The sequence below is a fragment of the Streptosporangium sp. NPDC001559 genome, from assembly GCF_042893955.1.
GTDB lineage: Bacteria > Actinomycetota > Actinomycetes > Streptosporangiales > Streptosporangiaceae > Streptosporangium.
Genome location: NZ_JBIAVG010000014.1, coordinates 131,527 through 147,592, shown reverse-complemented (window position 1 = coordinate 147,592; position 16,066 = coordinate 131,527). Strand labels below are relative to the sequence as shown.

At 68.2% G+C, this 16,066-nt stretch carries 15 protein-coding genes and 1 pseudogene; 8 read left to right on the top strand and 8 right to left on the bottom strand.

The features are described 5' to 3' along the window. Window positions 1–23 precede the first annotated feature (23 nt). A complete protein-coding gene (locus ACFYY8_RS28925; protein ID WP_390046245.1) occupies window positions 24–1,136 on the top strand; it encodes a winged helix DNA-binding domain-containing protein in 1,113 nt (370 codons plus the stop codon). A 7-nt stretch (window positions 1,137–1,143) separates the two neighbouring features. Here the strand turns inward: ACFYY8_RS28925 and ACFYY8_RS28920 are convergent, their stop codons facing one another. After that, window positions 1,144–1,527 (bottom strand): peptidase inhibitor family I36 protein, encoded by a 384-nt coding sequence (locus ACFYY8_RS28920; protein WP_390046243.1) that lies wholly within the window; start codon window positions 1,525–1,527, stop codon window positions 1,144–1,146. 124 nt (window positions 1,528–1,651) lie between these two features. After that, the gene (locus ACFYY8_RS28915; RefSeq protein ID WP_390046242.1) at window positions 1,652–2,422 is read right to left on the bottom strand and encodes an aminoglycoside adenylyltransferase family protein; all 771 of its coding nucleotides are present in this window, start codon (window positions 2,420–2,422) and stop codon (window positions 1,652–1,654) included. A gap of 76 nt (window positions 2,423–2,498) precedes the next feature. On the opposite strand from ACFYY8_RS28915, the gene ACFYY8_RS28910 reads away from it, so the two are divergent. Beyond that, entirely contained in the window at window positions 2,499–3,026 is a 528-nt protein-coding gene (locus ACFYY8_RS28910) for an RNA polymerase sigma factor (RefSeq protein ID WP_352014773.1), read from the top strand. 39 nt (window positions 3,027–3,065) lie between these two features. Further along, entirely contained in the window at window positions 3,066–3,527 is a 462-nt protein-coding gene (locus tag ACFYY8_RS28905) for a peroxiredoxin family protein (protein WP_390046239.1), read from the top strand. Window positions 3,528–3,625: 98 nt separating this feature from the next. On the opposite strand, the gene ACFYY8_RS28900 is transcribed toward ACFYY8_RS28905, so the two are convergent. Further along, complete coding sequence (locus ACFYY8_RS28900) at window positions 3,626–4,627, bottom strand: helix-turn-helix transcriptional regulator (RefSeq protein WP_390046237.1); 1,002 nt, start codon at window positions 4,625–4,627, stop codon at window positions 3,626–3,628. 52 nt (window positions 4,628–4,679) lie between these two features. Here ACFYY8_RS28900 and ACFYY8_RS28895 point away from each other — a divergent pair, with 52 nt between their 5' ends. Continuing rightward, a complete protein-coding gene (locus tag ACFYY8_RS28895; RefSeq protein ID WP_390046235.1) occupies window positions 4,680–5,825 on the top strand; it encodes an epoxide hydrolase family protein in 1,146 nt (381 codons plus the stop codon). 50 nt (window positions 5,826–5,875) lie between these two features. On the opposite strand, the gene ACFYY8_RS28890 is transcribed toward ACFYY8_RS28895, so the two are convergent. Continuing rightward, window positions 5,876–6,853: a GlxA family transcriptional regulator gene (locus ACFYY8_RS28890; RefSeq protein ID WP_390046233.1), complete on the bottom strand. Its 978-nt coding sequence runs from the start codon at window positions 6,851–6,853 to the stop codon at window positions 5,876–5,878. Between the two features lie 72 nt (window positions 6,854–6,925). Here ACFYY8_RS28890 and ACFYY8_RS28885 point away from each other — a divergent pair, with 72 nt between their 5' ends. Then, complete coding sequence (locus tag ACFYY8_RS28885) at window positions 6,926–8,131, top strand: MFS transporter (protein WP_390046231.1); 1,206 nt, start codon at window positions 6,926–6,928, stop codon at window positions 8,129–8,131. 132 nt (window positions 8,132–8,263) lie between these two features. Here the strand turns inward: ACFYY8_RS28885 and ACFYY8_RS28880 are convergent, their stop codons facing one another. Next, entirely contained in the window at window positions 8,264–8,467 is a 204-nt protein-coding gene (locus tag ACFYY8_RS28880; protein WP_390046229.1) for a DUF397 domain-containing protein, read from the bottom strand. A gap of 223 nt (window positions 8,468–8,690) precedes the next feature. Between ACFYY8_RS28880 and dnaE the strand changes: the two genes are divergently transcribed. Beyond that, entirely contained in the window at window positions 8,691–12,284 is a 3,594-nt protein-coding gene (gene dnaE, locus ACFYY8_RS28875) for a DNA polymerase III subunit alpha (protein ID WP_390046227.1), read from the top strand. 97 nt (window positions 12,285–12,381) lie between these two features. On the opposite strand, the gene ACFYY8_RS28870 is transcribed toward dnaE, so the two are convergent. Then, window positions 12,382–13,149 carry a TetR/AcrR family transcriptional regulator gene (locus ACFYY8_RS28870; protein ID WP_390046225.1) on the bottom strand — a complete coding sequence of 256 codons (768 nt, stop codon included), beginning with the start codon at window positions 13,147–13,149 and terminating at the stop codon, window positions 12,382–12,384. 109 nt (window positions 13,150–13,258) lie between these two features. Here ACFYY8_RS28870 and ACFYY8_RS28865 point away from each other — a divergent pair, with 109 nt between their 5' ends. Beyond that, the gene (locus tag ACFYY8_RS28865) at window positions 13,259–13,930 is read left to right on the top strand and encodes a hypothetical protein (RefSeq protein WP_390046223.1); all 672 of its coding nucleotides are present in this window, start codon (window positions 13,259–13,261) and stop codon (window positions 13,928–13,930) included. Between the two features lie 51 nt (window positions 13,931–13,981). On the opposite strand, the pseudogene ACFYY8_RS28860 reads toward ACFYY8_RS28865, so the two are convergent. Then, a pseudogene (locus ACFYY8_RS28860) lies at window positions 13,982–14,431 on the bottom strand (VOC family protein). Between the two features lie 189 nt (window positions 14,432–14,620). Next, the gene (locus ACFYY8_RS28855; protein WP_390046221.1) at window positions 14,621–15,157 is read right to left on the bottom strand and encodes a GNAT family N-acetyltransferase; all 537 of its coding nucleotides are present in this window, start codon (window positions 15,155–15,157) and stop codon (window positions 14,621–14,623) included. Between the two features lie 177 nt (window positions 15,158–15,334). Here ACFYY8_RS28855 and ACFYY8_RS28850 point away from each other — a divergent pair, with 177 nt between their 5' ends. Next, the gene (locus tag ACFYY8_RS28850) at window positions 15,335–15,955 is read left to right on the top strand and encodes a DUF6461 domain-containing protein (protein WP_390046219.1); all 621 of its coding nucleotides are present in this window, start codon (window positions 15,335–15,337) and stop codon (window positions 15,953–15,955) included. Window positions 15,956–16,066 lie beyond the last annotated feature (111 nt).

Below are 16,066 nucleotides of genomic sequence, written 5' to 3'. Positions count from 1 at the left end.
GTGGCGAAGGCTACGGTGATCGGGTGGAACTCACCCCTCGGCAGGCGCTCGGCCTGCGACTGTCCAGCCTGTTGCTCCGCGGGCCGTCCGGTGGCGCGGGGCGGGCGACGACCGTGGCCGAGGTGGTGACCTGGCTCGGGGCGATGCAGGCTCAAGACCTGGCCAGCGGGCTGTGGTCGTTCGGCGCGCGGCTGCCCGAACACACCGTCACCGACGTCACCGCCGCGCTGGAGCGGCGTGAGGCGCTGCGCACATGGCCGATGCGCGGCACCATCCACTTCGTCCCGCCCCGCGACGCCCGCTGGATGGTCGAGCTGATGGGCGTCCGGGTGCTGAACGGCGCGGCGAGGCGGCGCGAGCAACTCGGCCTCTCGGAGGAGACCGCCGTCCAGGCCATGGAGGTGCTGGGTTCGGCCCTGGCCGGGGGCGGGCGGCTGAGCCGGTCGGAGTGCCTGGCCGTCCTGGCGGACAAGGGCATCGACACCGCCGGTCAGCGTGGCTACCACCTGCTGTGGTACGCCAGCCAGCGGGGCGTGCTGTGCATCGCCCCCAACATCGGCAACGAACAGAGTTTCGTGCTGCTCGACGAGTGGGCTCCCGACCCGCACCGGCCGGAGCGCGACGAGGCGCTGGGCACCGTCGCCCTGCGTTACTTCCGTGGCCGGGGGCCGACCACCAGGCAGGACTTCGCGGGCTGGACCGGCCTGACCGCGGCCGACGCCAAACGCGGCATCGCCGTGGCCGGTGACGCGCTGGCCAGGGTGACCGTCGACGGGGTGGAGACATATGCCGACGCCGCGCTCCTCGACACGGCCCCCACCCCGGCCGGTGACGACGAGGTGCTCGTGCTGCCGGGCTTCGACGAATACCTCCTGGGCTACAAGGACCGTTCGCTCATGGTCGCCGACGAGCACAAGGCGGCCATCATCCCCGGTAACAACGGGGTCTTCCAGTCCACCGTGGTCCGCGCGGGCCGGGTCGTGGCCACCTGGAAACGCACCCTCGTGAAGAGCCAGGTGCGGATCACCGTCCAGCCCCTCACACCACTCCACGGAAGCGACCGGGCGGAGGTCGAGCGGGCGTTCGAGCGGTACGCACGGTTCGTGGAACGCACCCCCGAGGTGCGCTGGCCGTAGCCCGTCGTCACCAGCTGCACCACACATTTCCGCGATATGAGGAGATCTTGTCGTTGGCGGCGGCCCCGACGTTGTCCACCCATTGTCCCGGCCCGACGCCTATCAGGGTCCTGCCGCCCCAGTTCGTGTGCTCGTAGAAACACACGGCGTCATTGGTGCGGTTCCAGATGGAACTCGTCAGGTCGTTGATAAAGGCGCCGACATTGGCGTTGTCCGTTCCCGGCGCGTTGCTGTAACGGCCTCTGCCGTAGGTGTCGCCGTAAAGGCATACATAACCCTCCGGGCAGTTGTCCCAGTCCATCGCCTTCGCCTGCGCCGGTGCCGCGGTGACCACGGTGGTCATCGTGGACACCGCCATCACCGTGGCGGCCAGAACCCTTCGCTTTCTCACCCGTGTCACTCCCTTTTTTCGCCCACATCGCATGCCGTACGAAGAATCATTTTGCCGATATGCGATCGGGATGTCGTTGACGCCTCCGGTAGTCGTTGTTGATGATTTCTGCACGGCCCGGTCCTCACGGTGAATTCGGCCGGGACGACAGCCGGTCGATCTCGGCGAGCACCCTTTCCGCGTACGGTCCCGCCTGGTTTCTCAGGTCCTCAGGCCAGGTCTCCTCGGAGTACCGGTGGCCGAGATAGAGGTTCCTGGCGTGCTCCAGGACGGGACGGTGAGACGGCGGGAGGCGGGGCAGCGCCCAGTCCGCGGCGGCGTCCTTCGGCCTGATCTCACCGGTGGTGAGCGTGCTCCAGACCCGGGCGAGGGTCAGCACGACGTTGCGGGTGTCGGTTTCCAACTCCTCCAGCAGACCGGGCAGGCCCGCCAGGCTCGCCCTGACCAGGTCCGCGTGGGGGACGGGGTCGAGGACCCGCCCCGGTGGCGGGCCGGTCAGCGGGCGGTCACCGGCCAGGACCATGGTGATCAACAGGGCCAGGTCCGGCATCGGCTCCGGCCGGGGAACCGTACCGGTCGTGAACTCCGCACGCAGCCACTCGCCGTACAGGAAGTCACCGGTCGGCGGGAAACGCCACGGGCGGACCTCTGACTGGACGACGACGGTGAGTTCGACCGGCCGGAGCCCGGCGGTGAAACCCGAGAGGCCGAGCAGCCCCCGGAGGAGCGCGCCACGCTCCCGGTCGTCCATGCTCCGCCGGGAGACGACGAGAACGTCGAGGTCACTGGCCGGTCTGAGGCCGCCGAGTACCGCGGAGCCGTGGAGGTAACCGCCGACGACCCCGGAGCCAAGCACGTCGCCGACCAGACCCACGATCTCCCGAAGTTGATTCATCTCGCCAGTTTCGCGAATCCTTTCCGGACGTCGGAGCCTCTTATGGGGGACGGTCTTTTCCGGAAGGGGGTTCCAGGTGGACGGTGGCTGGGCGAGCGAGCAGCTCATCGAGGCCGCCCAGGGCGGTGACGTGGAGTCGATCGCCGCGGTGGTCTACGGCGCCCACCCGCATGTACGGCGGTTCGCCGAGCACCTGTGCGCGTCCCCGCAGGACGCCGAGGACGCGGCGCAGGAGGCGTTGATCGTCCTGTTCCGCAAGATCGGCTCGTTGCGGGCCTCGGCGGCGCTGGCCTCCTGGATGTTCAGGATCGTCAGGAACGAGTGCGTCCGCCGCGCCCGGCGGCTGCTCGACCACCACGGCGAGGAGGTCGGGGCGGGGCTGGCCGCGTCCGCCGAGGAGGAGGTCCTCCGGCGGCTGGAGGCCGGCCTGCTCGCGCAGGCGATCCAGGAACTGCCCGACGTCCAGCGCCGGGTCCTGATCATGCGGGACGTGCTGGGCTACCCGGGGCGTACGGTCGCCACCTCGCTCGGTCTGAGCACCCCGGCGATGAAGTCCCACCTGCACCGAGCCCGTACCGCCCTCCGGACCAGCCTGAGGCCGTGACTCCTGAAGACCCCCGAACGTTCGAAGGGAAGTTCCACCATGCTCGAAACCGGATCGCCCGCCCCGGAGATGGTGCTCGAAGACACCGTGGGCGACACCGTCCGCCTGTCCGACTACCGGGGTCAGCACGCCGTGCTGCTCTACTTCGTACGCGCCACCTCGTGCCCCGTCTGCAACAGGAACGTCCAGGACCTCGTCAGGAGCGGCGACGACCTGGAGGCGGAGAACGTCCGCGTCCTCATCGCGGTCCCCGAGAGCAGGGAGCGGGCGGCCACCTGGAAGGCCAGGCAGCGCGTCCCGTTCCCCGTGCTCACCGCCCGCGGCGGCACCCCCCACGAGATGGTCGGTCTCGACAGGAAGGTCTTCGGCGCGATGCAGCGGTCGGGCAGCCTGCTCGTCGACGTCCACGGCGTCATCCGGCACGTCCACAGCGCCACCCTCCCCACCGGCGGCTACGACAGAAAGGGCGTCATGCGGGCCGTACGATCCCTCGGGGTGTGAGGGTCGGTCGCCCGCGAGGGCGCGGTCGTTGAATCGTTAGAAGGCGGTGGCATATCCCGGCCGTCGTGCCGGACGGCCCGTCGCGCCGAGGCTCAGACTCATAACGGTGATTCTGCTTGATCCTTTGACACCGCCGACGGCCGGGGGCCGTACCGGGTCGCCTCACTGAGGCGGGCGGCGAGGGCGTGGATGTGCCGGACGAGTTCGGGGGGGTCGTGCACCTCGAAGGGGACACCGAGCCCCGCGACCCACATGGCCAGTTCGTCCAGGGAGTTCGATCCGGTGCTGAGGACACACGTGTCGTCACCGGTCGGCTCGACCACCGCGATCGTCGGGGGCATCCGGGCGGCGACGACGTCGGCCGGGGCGCGTACGGTGAACCGGCCGCGGTAGCGGTACGGATTGACGGAGATCCGTTCCGCGACGTACTGGACGAGGTCGGTGCCGGGCGGTTCGCGGGGCGTGAAACGCGGCCCGTTCGGGGTGCGCAGCCGCAGCCGGTCGATGCGGAACGTGCGCCAGTCGTCCCGGCCGGTGTCCCACGCCACCAGATACCACCGGCGCCCCGAGTTGACCAGCCGGTACGGCTCGGCCGCGCGATGATCCTCGGTGCCGTCGTGGGAGCGGTAGTCGAACCGCAGGCTCTCCCGGGAGCGGACGGCGGCGGCGATCGCGGTGAGGGTGGCCGGGTCGACCGCCGAGGTCTGGCCCGTCAGCGGGACCGTTACCGACCGCAGGTCACCGACGCGGTTCCGGAGCCGGGCGGGAAGAACCTGTTCGAGCTTGGCCAGGGCGCGGACGGAGGTCTCCTCGATGCCCGTCACCCCGGAGACGGCGGCGGTGCCGAGCCCGATGGCGACCGCGACCGCCTCCTCGTCGTCGAGCAGCAGCGGCGGAAGCCCGGCCCCCGCCCCGAGCCGGTAGCCGGGGGCGCCCGCGGTGGCGTGCACGACGTATCCGAGGTCGCGGAGCCGTTCGACGTCGCGGCGGATCGTGCGGGACGAGACGCCGAGCCGTACGGCCAACTCGGTGCCCGACCAGTCCTTCGGGGTCTGCAGCAGCGAAAGCAGCCGCAGCAGCCTTGCCGACGTTTCCAACACGGTGTTCATCCTAGGACCGAAGCTGTCCTAACCCATCTCTACCGTGAGAGACATGAACAACGACCTGCGAATCCACCCGTTCCGGATCGACATCCCGCAGAGCCGGCTGGACGACCTGCGCGACCGGCTGGCGGCGACCCGCTGGCCGGACGAACCGCCGGGTGTGGGCTGGTCCTACGGGGTTCCCGTCGGTTACGCGCGCAAGCTGGCCGACTACTGGCGCACCGGTTTCGACTGGCGGGCCGCGGAGGCGCGACTGAACGCGTTTCCGCAGTTCACGACAGAGATCGACGGGCAGAACGTCCACTTCCTGCACGTCCGCTCAGCGGAACCCGACGCACTGCCGCTGATCATCACGCACGGCTGGCCGGGCTCGGTCGCCGAGTTCATGAAGGTCATCGGCCCGCTGACCGACCCGGTGTCGTACGGCGGCGCCCGGTCCGACGCCTTCCACGTCGTGGCCCCGTCCATCCCCGGTTTCGGCTTCTCCGGGCCGACCACCGAGACCGGCTGGGACCTGCGCCGTGTCGCGCGGGCGTGGGCGGAGCTGATGGACCGGCTCGGCTACCGGCGCTACGGCGCGCAGGGCGGCGACAGCGGCGCGGTCATCTCGCCGATGCTGGGCCGTACCGCGCCGGAGAACGTCGTCGGCGTGCACGTCAACGGCGCGCTCGGCTTCCCGACCGGCGACCCGGCCGAGTTCGCGGGCCTCACCCCGGAGGAACTCGCCCGCCTCGGCCAGTACCAGAACCAGGACCAGGCCGGCTACGCGATCATCCAGGCGACCCGGCCGCAGACCCTCGCCTTCGGGCTGCACGACTCACCCGCGGCGCAGCTGACGTGGATCGTGGAGAAGTTCAAGGAGTGGACCGACCCGGCCCACGAACTCCCCGAGGACGCGGTGGACCTCGACCAGTTGCTCACTGACGTGAGCATCTACTGGTTCACCGGGACCGCGGCCTCGGCCGCCCGCCTCTACAAGGAGGAGCAGAAGAGTTGGGGCGCGGCGGCCGAGCACTCGGCACTGCCCCACGGGGTGGCGGTCTTCCCAGGCGACGCGGGGGTCAGGCGGATCGCGGAACGCGAGCACAACGTCGTGCACTGGTCGGAGTTCTCCAGAGGCGGCCACTTCGCCGCCATGGAGGCCCCCGACCTTCTGACGGAGGACATCAGGACCTTCTTCCGCCCCCTACGCTGACTCGGCCCCTCCCTCTCCGGAGTACGTCATGTGGGCCAGGCCGTACGGCGTCAGCGGAAGGAACGGCGGTAGGCGGCCGGGGTGGTTCGCAGGGCGGTGTGGAAGCGGCGGCGGAGGTTGACCGCCGAGGAGAGGCCGACGCGGGTGGCGATGGTCTCGACGGGCAGGTCGGTCTCCTCAAGCAGGGCGCGGGTGGCGGCCAGGCGGCGTTCCAGCAGCCAGCGGGCCGGGGGGACGCCGAGCTGGTCGGCGAACTGCCGGGTGAGGGTCCGGGGGGAGACGCCCGAGTAGGCGGCCATGTCCTCGACGGTGATCGGGTCGTGCAGGCGCGAGAGCAGCCATTCGAGCAGGGGAGCCAGGGGAGCCGGCATGGGGCCGGTGGTCGGCAGGGGAGGGTATTGCCGCTGGCAGCCCTCGCGGTGCGGGCCCGCGGCGAGCTGACGGCCGATGCGCATGGCGTGGGCGGCGCCGTACTCCTGGAGGACCTGGTGGAGGCAGAGGTCGAGGGTGGCGGCCGAGGCTCCGGCGGTGGCGACGTCGCCGTGGTCGACGTAGATGATGGTGTCGTCGAGGATGATGCGGGGGTGGCGGGCGGCGAGTTCGCGGGAGAGCTCCCAGTGGACGGAGGCCCTGCGGCCGTCCAGAAGCCCCAGGGTGGCGGGGACGAAGATCCCGGAGCCGACGGCGACGATGCGGGCGCCTCGGTTGTGGGCCTGGGACACCGCGCGGAGTACGGCGGGCGAGGGGGCGAGAGCCCAGCTCCAGCCCGCGATGATCACGGTCTTGGCGTCGTCGACGGCTTCGAGCCCGCTGTCCACCTGGATGGGGACGCCGAGGGTGGTGGGCAGGGAGCCGGGGTGCTCGGCGCACAGGCTGAAGCTGTAGTGCTGGGGGATGGCCGAGCCGTGGTAGCCGAAGACGGCCGAGGCGGAGGTGACCGGGTAGAGCTCCTGCTTCGGAGCGACCAGGGCGACCACACGATGCGGGTTGGGGGGCGTCAGGGGTGGTTCTGGACAGTCCAGGGGCATGGCTCAAATGTACCCAATGATGTCATTCGGGACACCGGCGCCCTGAGCTGGAGAAACCCAGAATGGGGATTTATGTGGACGAGGAACTTCAGCCTCTACTTCGGAGCCCGTACGATCTCACTGCTCGGTGACGCGATGATGCCCGTCGCCTCGGCACTGGCGGTCGGAAAAGTCTACGGGATCGCGGGTGTCGGCTACACGCTCGCGATCTGGACCACGTCAGCCGTGCTGGTCATGCTGTTCGGCGGGGTCTTCGCCGACCGGATCGGCGCCCGGCGCCTGATGATCGGCGCGGACGCGCTCAGGGTCGTCACCCAGGGATGTGTGGCCGTCGCCTTCCTGGACGGCGCCCCGCCGCTCGCCCTGCTGCTGACGATGGCGTTCTTCTCGGGCATCGGCGCCGGGACGTTCGAACCGTGCATCAACGGCATGGTTCCCCTGGTCGCGAAGGACCCGCAACGGGCCAACGCGACGCTGAAGATCGCCGAGGCGATCACCCAGCTGGCGGGTCCCGCGCTGGCCGGAGTCCTCATCATCGCCACCGGCCCGGTCTTCGTCTACACGGTCGACGCCGCGACCTTCCTCGTCAGCGGGGTGGCCCTGCTGCTGATCCGGGTCACCGTACCCAAGCCGGGCCCCTCCAACATGCTGAGCGATCTGCGCAGAGGCTGGGAGGAGTTCAGGGCCATGAACTGGATGTGGTCGGCCATCCTGGTCTGGGTCTTCTGGGGAGTTCTGGTGATCGGGCCGTACGTGCCGCTGTCGTCGCAGGTCATCGGGGCCGACTACGGCTGGGTGATGGCGGCGCTCGGCCTCGGCACCGTACTGGGCGGGCTGGTGGCGATCAGGCTCAGACCGGCCAAGCCGCTGGCCGCCGGGGCGATGGCGCTGAGCGGCTACATGGCCGCGCCCCTGTCGGTCGCGCTCGGGCTGCCGCTGCCGATGCTGATGGCCGGGCACCTGCTCGGAGGGGTCGCGATGGCGTTCTGGTCGGTGATGTGGTCGACCAGCATCCAGACGAAGGTCGCACCGGACGTGATGAACCGGGTCAACGCCTACCAGGTGGCCGGATCGGTCTCGGGCATGGCGGTCGGGCAGGCGATCGCCGGCCCGGTCACCACGCTGATCGACCCGCGCACCTTCATCATGGGGTCCGCCCTGGTGACGCTGGGCGTGGCGGCGGCGCTCCTGCTGATCAGGCCGATCAGGCAGCTCGGCCGGAGCGCCGAGGAGACCGGCGGCCCGTCGATCGTGGCCCCGGCCGAGTCGCTGACGTAGCCGGTCCCGAGAGGGCCGGGCCATCGTGGTGCGCGGGGGCGTCCACGGTGGCCCGTGACGGCCTGCGATGGCCACCCTGGGCCGGGTACGGCCCGCTGTTCGGCCGGAACCCGGCGAAGGCGACTCAGCCGCTCAGAAATCGAACGTTCCAATTTTCACATCGCCTATGAAGGCGTCCCATCCGGAGACGCTGAAGGCCAGGGCCGGGCCGGAGGGATCTTTGCTGTCGCGGACGGCCACCAGGCCGGGGAGGTTCACGGCGACCTCGACACAGTCGTCGTGGGTGCCGCTGATACTGCTCTTGTGGAACTCGGCGCCGGTCAGATCGGGAATCATGGGGGCTCCTTGCCTTAGGGCGGGCGGTCTGGTCCTCACTCTGCGAGGTGGTCCCAACACGCGCAAGACCTCCATGTCGTATGGGCATACCGGGGCTCGCGGAAGGGCAGGGCCGGACATACAAGTCGATCATGCGCTTCCGGGAGTAACAAGGGTCACCCACTGAGCCGCGTCGATAAGGTTGGGGCACCGACCGCTCGACCCCGAAAGGCCAAGATCAACCGTGGCTGATTCGTTCGTGCACCTGCATGTTCACACTGAGTACTCCATGCTGGACGGCGCGGCGAAGATCGGGAAGATGGCCGATCGGGTCAGTCAGCTCGGCATGCCCGCCATCGCGATGAGCGACCACGGCAACCTGTTCGGCAGCTACGAGTTCAACAAGAAGGTCACCGGCGCCGGGATCAAGCCGATCATCGGGATCGAGGGTTACGTGAGCCCCGAATCCCGCTTCCACAAGAAGCCCGTCTTCTGGGGAGAGCCGCACCAGCGCAAGTTCGACGAGCAGCGCGGGGTCGGCGGTGACGTGTCGGCGTCCGGCACCTACCTGCACAAGACGATGTGGGCCTACAACGCCCAGGGCCTGAAGAACCTCTTCAAGATCTCTTCGCTGGCCTCGCTCGAAGGCCACATGAAGAAGTACCCCCGCATGGACGACGAGCTGTTCGACCAGTACCACGAGGGGATCATCGCGACGACCGGCTGCCCGTCCGGCGCGGTCCAGACGCGGCTGCGGCTGGGCCAGTTCGACAAGGCGCTGGAGCACGCGGCGAAGTACCAGGAGATCTTCGGCAGGGAGAACTACTTCCTGGAGCTGATGGACCACGGGAAGATCCTCATCGAGACCTGTGTCCGTGAACAGCTCCTGGAGATCGGCAGGAAGCTCAACATCCCGCCGCTGGTCACCAATGACTCCCACTACGTCACCGAGGACCAGGCGACCGCCCACGACGCGCTGCTGTGCGTCGGCACCAACTCCCAGATCGACGCGCCCGACCGCTTCCGCTTCTCCGGAGCCGGTTACTACATCCGCTCCGCCGAGGAGATGCGCGGCCTGGACCACGACGAGCTGTGGAGGCAGGGCTGCGACAACACCCTGCTGATCGCCGAACGGGTCGAGTCCTACGACGAGGTGTTCGCCCACCGGGACCTCGCCGCCAAGTTCCCCGTCCCCGAAGGGGAGACGGAGATGAGCTGGCTGCGCAAGGAGTGCGCCCGCGGCGCCGTCCGCCGGTTCGGAGACCCGGTCCCCGCCGAGGTCCTCGAACGCATCGAGTACGAGCTCGGCGTGATCGAGACGATGGGTTTCCCCGGCTACTTCCTCGTCGTCGCCGACATCTGCCAGTACGCCCGGGACAACGGCATCTGGGTCGGCCCCGGACGAGGTTCGGCCACCGGGTCGATGGTCGCCTACGTCACCGGCATCACCGAACTCGACCCCATCGAGCACCAGCTGCTGTTCGAGCGGTTCCTCAACCCCGAACGAATCTCGATGCCCGACGTCGACCTGGACTTCGACGAGCGTAGGCGCGGTGACATGATCCGCTATGTCACGGAGCGGTACGGCGAGGACAACGTCTCGCTGATCATCACCTACATGACGATCAAGTCGAAGGCGGCCGTGAAGGACGCGGGGCGCGTCCTGGGCTACCCCTTCGCCGTCGGCGAGAAGATCACCAAGGCGTTCCCGCCAGCCGTCATGGGCAAGGAGATCCCGCTCAGCGGCATCTTCGACAAGGACCACCCCCGGTACGCCGAGGCCAGCGAACTCCGCAAGCTGTACGAGGAGGACGCCGACGTCAAGAAGGTCATCGAGACCGCGCTCGGCCTTGAGGGGCTGACCCGCGGCACCGGTGTCCACGCCGCCGGCGTCATCCTGTCGTCCCAGCCGCTGGTCGACGTCATGCCGATCTTCATGCGGCAGGACGACGGCGCCCGCATCACCGGCTTCGACGGGCCGTCCAGTGAGAACATGGGCGCGCTCAAGATGGACTTCCTGGGCCTGCGCAACCTCACCGTGCTCGGGGACGCGGTCGAGAACATCAAGGCCAACCGCGGCATCGAGCTCGACATGCTCAAGGTGCCGCTGGACGACAAGAAGGCCTACGAGCTGCTGGCCGCCGGGTGGACGCTGGGCGTGTTCCAGCTCGACTCGTCCATGATGCGCGACCTCACCAAGCTGATCGCCCCCACGGAGTTCGAGGACGTCTCGTCGATCCTCGCGCTGGGACGTCCCGGACCCATGGGTGCGAACGCGCACGTCAACTACGCGCTGCGCAAGGCGGGAACGCAGAAGGTCGAGCCGATCCACCCCGACCTCAAGGACGCCCTGGAGCCGATCCTCGGCAACACCTACCACCTGGTGGTCTACCAGGAGCAGGTCATGGCCATCGCCCAGCAGCTCGCCGGCTACACCCTCGGCGGCGCCGACATCCTCCGGCGCGCGATGGGCAAGAAGAAGAAGGAGGAGATGGACAAACAGTGGGCCACCTTCTCCTCCGGCATGGTCTCCAAGGGCTTCACCGAGGAACACGCCAAGGCCGTCTGGGACGTCCTCGAACCCTTCAGCTCCTACGGCTTCAACAAGTCCCACACCGCCGGGTACGGACTCGTCTCCTACTGGACCGCCTACCTGAAGGCCAACTACCCCGCCGAGTACATGGCGGCGCTCCTGACCTCGGTCGGCACGAACAAGGACCGCATGGCCATCTACCTGGCCGAATGCCGCCGGATGAAGGTCCGGGTCCTGCCGCCGTCGGTCAACGAGTCCAACCTCCGGTTCTCCGCCGTCGGCGAGGACGTCCGGTTCGGCCTCGGCGCGATTCAGAACGTCGGTGACGGCCCGATTCAGGGGATCATCTCGGCCCGCAAGGAACACGGGAAGTACACCGATTTCAATGACTTCCTGACCAAGGTTCCCGTCCAGGTCTGCAACAAGCGCACGATCGAATCACTGATCAAGGCCGGGGCCTTCGACGACCTCGACCACCCGCGATTCGGGCTCGTCATGGTCCACGAACAGGCCATCGACTCCGTCATCGACGTCAAGAAGAAGGAGGCGATGGGGCAGGACTCCCTGTTCGGCGCCTTCGAGGACTCCGGTGACGGTGACGCGGCCTTCGCCGTCGTCGTCCCGCCGAACGAGTGGGACAAGAAGACCAAGCTCGCCTTCGAGCGCGAAATGCTCGGCCTCTACGTCTCCGACCACCCTCTCAACGGCGCGGAACGCGTCCTGGAGAAGAACCGCACCCACTCGATCGCGCAGGTCCTCAACGGCGACGCCGACCGGGAACGCGGTGAGATCAAGATCTCCGGCATCATCTCCGGCGTCGAGAAGAAGGTCACCAAGCAGGGCAACGTCTGGGCCATCCTCAAGATCGAGGACCACGACGGCAGCCTTGAGGTCCCCTGTTTCCCCACCACCTACCAGCTCTACGGCGACAACCTCGCCCCCGACCTCGTCGTCGCGTGCACCGGCAAGATCCGCATCCGGGAGAACGGCGAGGACGCCAGCGTCAGCTTCAACGCCGTCGCCTTCGAGTTCCTCGACATCTCCAAGGTCCCCCAGCCCGGCGACAAGGACCCGATCGTCATCTCCCTCCAGGAGAGCAAGATCGACCGAAAGCTCGTCGACGAGCTGAAGCAGATGTTCCGGACCCACAAGGGCGACACCCCGGTCCAGTTCATGGTCGAACGTCTCAACCGGCGCAAGGTCCTTGTCGGCCTCGCCCCGGAGTACAAGGTCAACCTCGCCAACGGAGCCTTCGCCGGAGACCTCAAGGTCCTCCTGGGCCCCAACGCCCTGGCCGACTACTGACTCTTGACCGGCTTGGCCTCCTCGGCTCGCTGGGGAGGCCGTACGGCCCGCGTGCTTCGACGGCGGTCCATCCGGCAGGCCGACCGTGACGGCATTCTCACCGTCGGACATATGACTCGATGCCGTCGAGAATCCTCGCGAGACCGAACTCGAAGCCGTCGAGCGGGGGCTCGTCGGAGAGGAACATCGGGTCCTCCATCGCGTCCGCGACGGCGTTCAGGTCGCGGGAGCGGAGCTGGCCGTCCAGGAAGACGCGGACCGCGCGCACCGCCCGTCGCTGGTCGGGATTCGCCCGGCGCAACGCGGCCGGTGTCGGGGTGTTGCGCCGCAGGTTGGCACCGTACCGGGCGTGGCTGTCGAGGAGATACGCGCAGTTCAGCGTCTGCTGCGCCGCCATGCCGGTCGATCCGAGCACGGTGATCAGCGCGTTCAGCCAGGCCGCGTTGTGCGGGGTCAGCGAGACGGTCGTCGGCACGTCCAGCAGCCATGGGCGGGAGATGAAGCGTTCGAACAGCCGGCGTGACCACAGCGCCGCCGCCTCCCGCCAGTCGCCGTCCGGCAGCGCGGGCGGGTCGCCCCAGGCGCGGTCGGCCAAGAGCACGATGAGCTCCTCCTTGGAACTGACGTAGCGATACAGCGCGTTGGCGGTCACGCCGATCCGGGCGGCCACCTTCGGCAGCGAGGCGGCGGCGATGCCCTCCTCGTCGGCCAGTTCCGTCGCCACCGCGATGATCTTCTCGACGCTGTGCGCCGGTTTGGGACCGCGCCGCCCCCCGGCGTCGACCACGCCCCAGGCCGCGGCCAGACCCGGCGGCAGCGCCTCAAGGTCGGCGGGTACGGGGTCGTGACTCTTACGTGGGGTCATGGCCTGCGTCCTCTCGAAGATCCAGGAGAAATAGTAGACGGCTTACACAGTTGTTGCTACTGTGCATGCCATGAACACTTCATGGCATGCACAGATTCAGTTCCCGTCTGTGGCGCGCCGCTGGATCGGCCTGGCCGCGGTCCTCGGCGCCGTTTTCGCGATGGCCGAACTCCCCCTTTACTTCGTGGTGCCCACCTGTGACCCCCCGGCCTGCGGTGTCGAGACCGGCAGTCTCATGCCGGACTGGCTGATCCTCACCCGTACGCTCTTCAACTTTCTCGCCCTCACACTGTTCCTGGTGTTCATGGCCGGCGTCCGGCCTCTGATCGCGCAGGCCGACGCCCGGTTCGAATGGTTCGGCGCGGTCGCCGGTACGGCGGGCGTGACGTGGACGATCGTCGACATGGTCGCCAAGGGGATCGAGGGCAGCAGCGCCATCAAGGCCGCCGAGGAGATCGACCCGACCCGAACCGTGCCCACCTACCTGCTCTACGGCTCCATCACCCATCTGATGCTGGTCGTCTTCGGGGTCGCCTTCGGATACGCGGTGCTGCGGTCCCGCGCCCTTCCCGGCTGGGTCGGCTGGTCGTCGTTCGCCATCGCCGCCCTGCACCTGGCCGGGGTGCCGTCGATGTTCTTCGGCTTCAACTCCGACGAGTTCTACGCCTCCAACGGCTGGGGCGCGGTCGCGATGTTCAACGGCATCGCCGCCACCTGGCTGGCGGCCGTGGGCGTCTCGATCCTGAGAAGGAGGACCCCGCGGCTGGCCGCCCACGCCTAGACAAACGAGTGGCGAGTCCGCGGGGGCCTCGCCACTCTTCGCCCGTCACCGTCAGACGATGTCGAACTCGTTGCCCTCCGGGTCCCGCATGGCGGCGGCGTAGAACCCCATGTCCGGCTCGTCCTTGATCCGCAGTACGGTGGCACCGGCTTCGACCAGCCGTTCCACCGTGGCCTTGACCCGCTGCGCACGGACGTCCAGGGGAACGGCAGGGCCCCCACCGACCTTCAGGTCGAAGTGCCACCGGTTCTTGACGACCTTCGGCTCCGGAACCCGCTGGAACCACACCCGCGGCCCTCGCCCCTCGGGGTCGATGATCGACTCCGGGACATCCCCGGCACCGGCCGGCAACTCCGCCTCGGGCACCCCCATCGCCGCTCAGTAAGAACGCCAGGTGACGTGCCCACCGGGTGGGGGCTCAGGAACGTAGCCCAGGGCCTCGGCCCAGAAGGCCACCATTCTCTGCGGGTCGGAGCAGTCGATCGTCAGTTGCAGCGTCATGTCCATGCCGGGAGCATTCCAGGCAGGTCTGACAGTCGATCCGCGGTCGTCGTGGATGACGAGGCTCAGGGCAGGGTGGTTGCTGGTCGAGACAGTCGTAGCGAACGCCTTGCTGTCCTCGTCACCCTGGCGTTTCGACTGGCCAGGCGAATGTGCTGGGTGTTCGGCGGACACCCAGCAGAGCCTCGTTCACCCCTGTGGTCGGATCCGGTACAGGACGTGGCGGCGCAGCGGGTGACCCTCGGGCAGCACCGGATGGTCGAAGTCCCCGGCGGCGTCGTGAGTCATCCCGAGCCGCCGCATGACCGCCTGAGAGCGGACGTTCGGCCCCGCCGTGAACGAGACGATCTCGGTCAGGCCGAGCCGACCGAACCCGTCTTCCAACGACGCCCGCGCCGCCTCCGTGGCGTACCCACGACCCCAGGCGGAGGAGGCGAACCGCCAGCCGATCTCCACGCACGGCGTGAAGTGGGCGGTGAACCTGGGAACCTGCAGTCCGGTGAAGCCGAGGAACTCCCCATCCGCCTCGACCGCCCACCAGCCGAACCCGTGCTCCTCGAAACCGGCCTCGACACGCTCGACCAGCGCGTCGCTCTCCTCCCGGGAGAGCGTGGCAGGGAAGTGCTCCATGACAACTGGGTCGGCGTTCAGCGCCGCGAACGGTTCCTTGTCCTCCTCACGCCACCTTCGCAGCACGAGCCTGTCGGTTTTGATGGAATTCGTCACCTGTTGACCCTAATGCAGACGCAACTGTCGAACTCTGCTGCCGGAGTCGACCACGGGTCCCAGGGCCGTTCGTACGTACGGACCACAAAAAGAGACCCGCCGAAGCCGTCACGATCGCCGAGGCGGCTGGATGGCATGACCCCATATTGTGTCGGTGGACGCTGCGAGTCTGACGGGATGATCGCGACTCCTGACGACTACTCCTGGTTCTCCCGGCGCTTTCCCGGCCTGGCGGACGCCTACTGCTTCACCTACGTCCGTGGCCTGACGCCCGAGGAACTGATGACCCGGCTCGGCGCCCGGGTTGAGAACTGCTCTCACACAACGCTCGATGAACTGATCCGGTGGCAGGCCTTCGGCGCCGCCTCCGTTGGAGACTGGGTGCTCCTCGCCGAAGCCAACAGTGGGCTTGGCGTCACCGAAGAGATCATCATGCCGCTGTCGGCGGGTACCCGCCTTGTCTCTCACTTCTACCTCGAAATCGAGGGCATGGACTACTTCCACTGGATCGACGACGGAGAGATCCGGTTCGAGTTCCTGCACCAGGAGGGCTACTCCCACTGGATCAAAGACGGGAAGGTCCAGCTTGAGTTCCCGCCCCAGGAAGGGTACTCGGAGGAGATGCCGGACGAACTCGCAGAGGTCATGGAACGGATCGACTCCGCCGTCTATCCAGTCGTCGACCCCCATGCAGGACCGGCGTTCCTCCTGGCCGAACGCCTCACCGGGATCACGATGACGCCGCGGCTTCTGGAGGAGTCCACCTATCTGTGCGGAGGCATTTCCAGATCGAGGTGAGCGGAACCCGCCTTCACGGTCCCGTGAATTGGCTGTGGTTGACGACGGCCAGGCTGGGGCGCTGGTTCAGAGGGGTGTTGGGCCGGTGGGGCTCCATCTGATGAGGGCTGG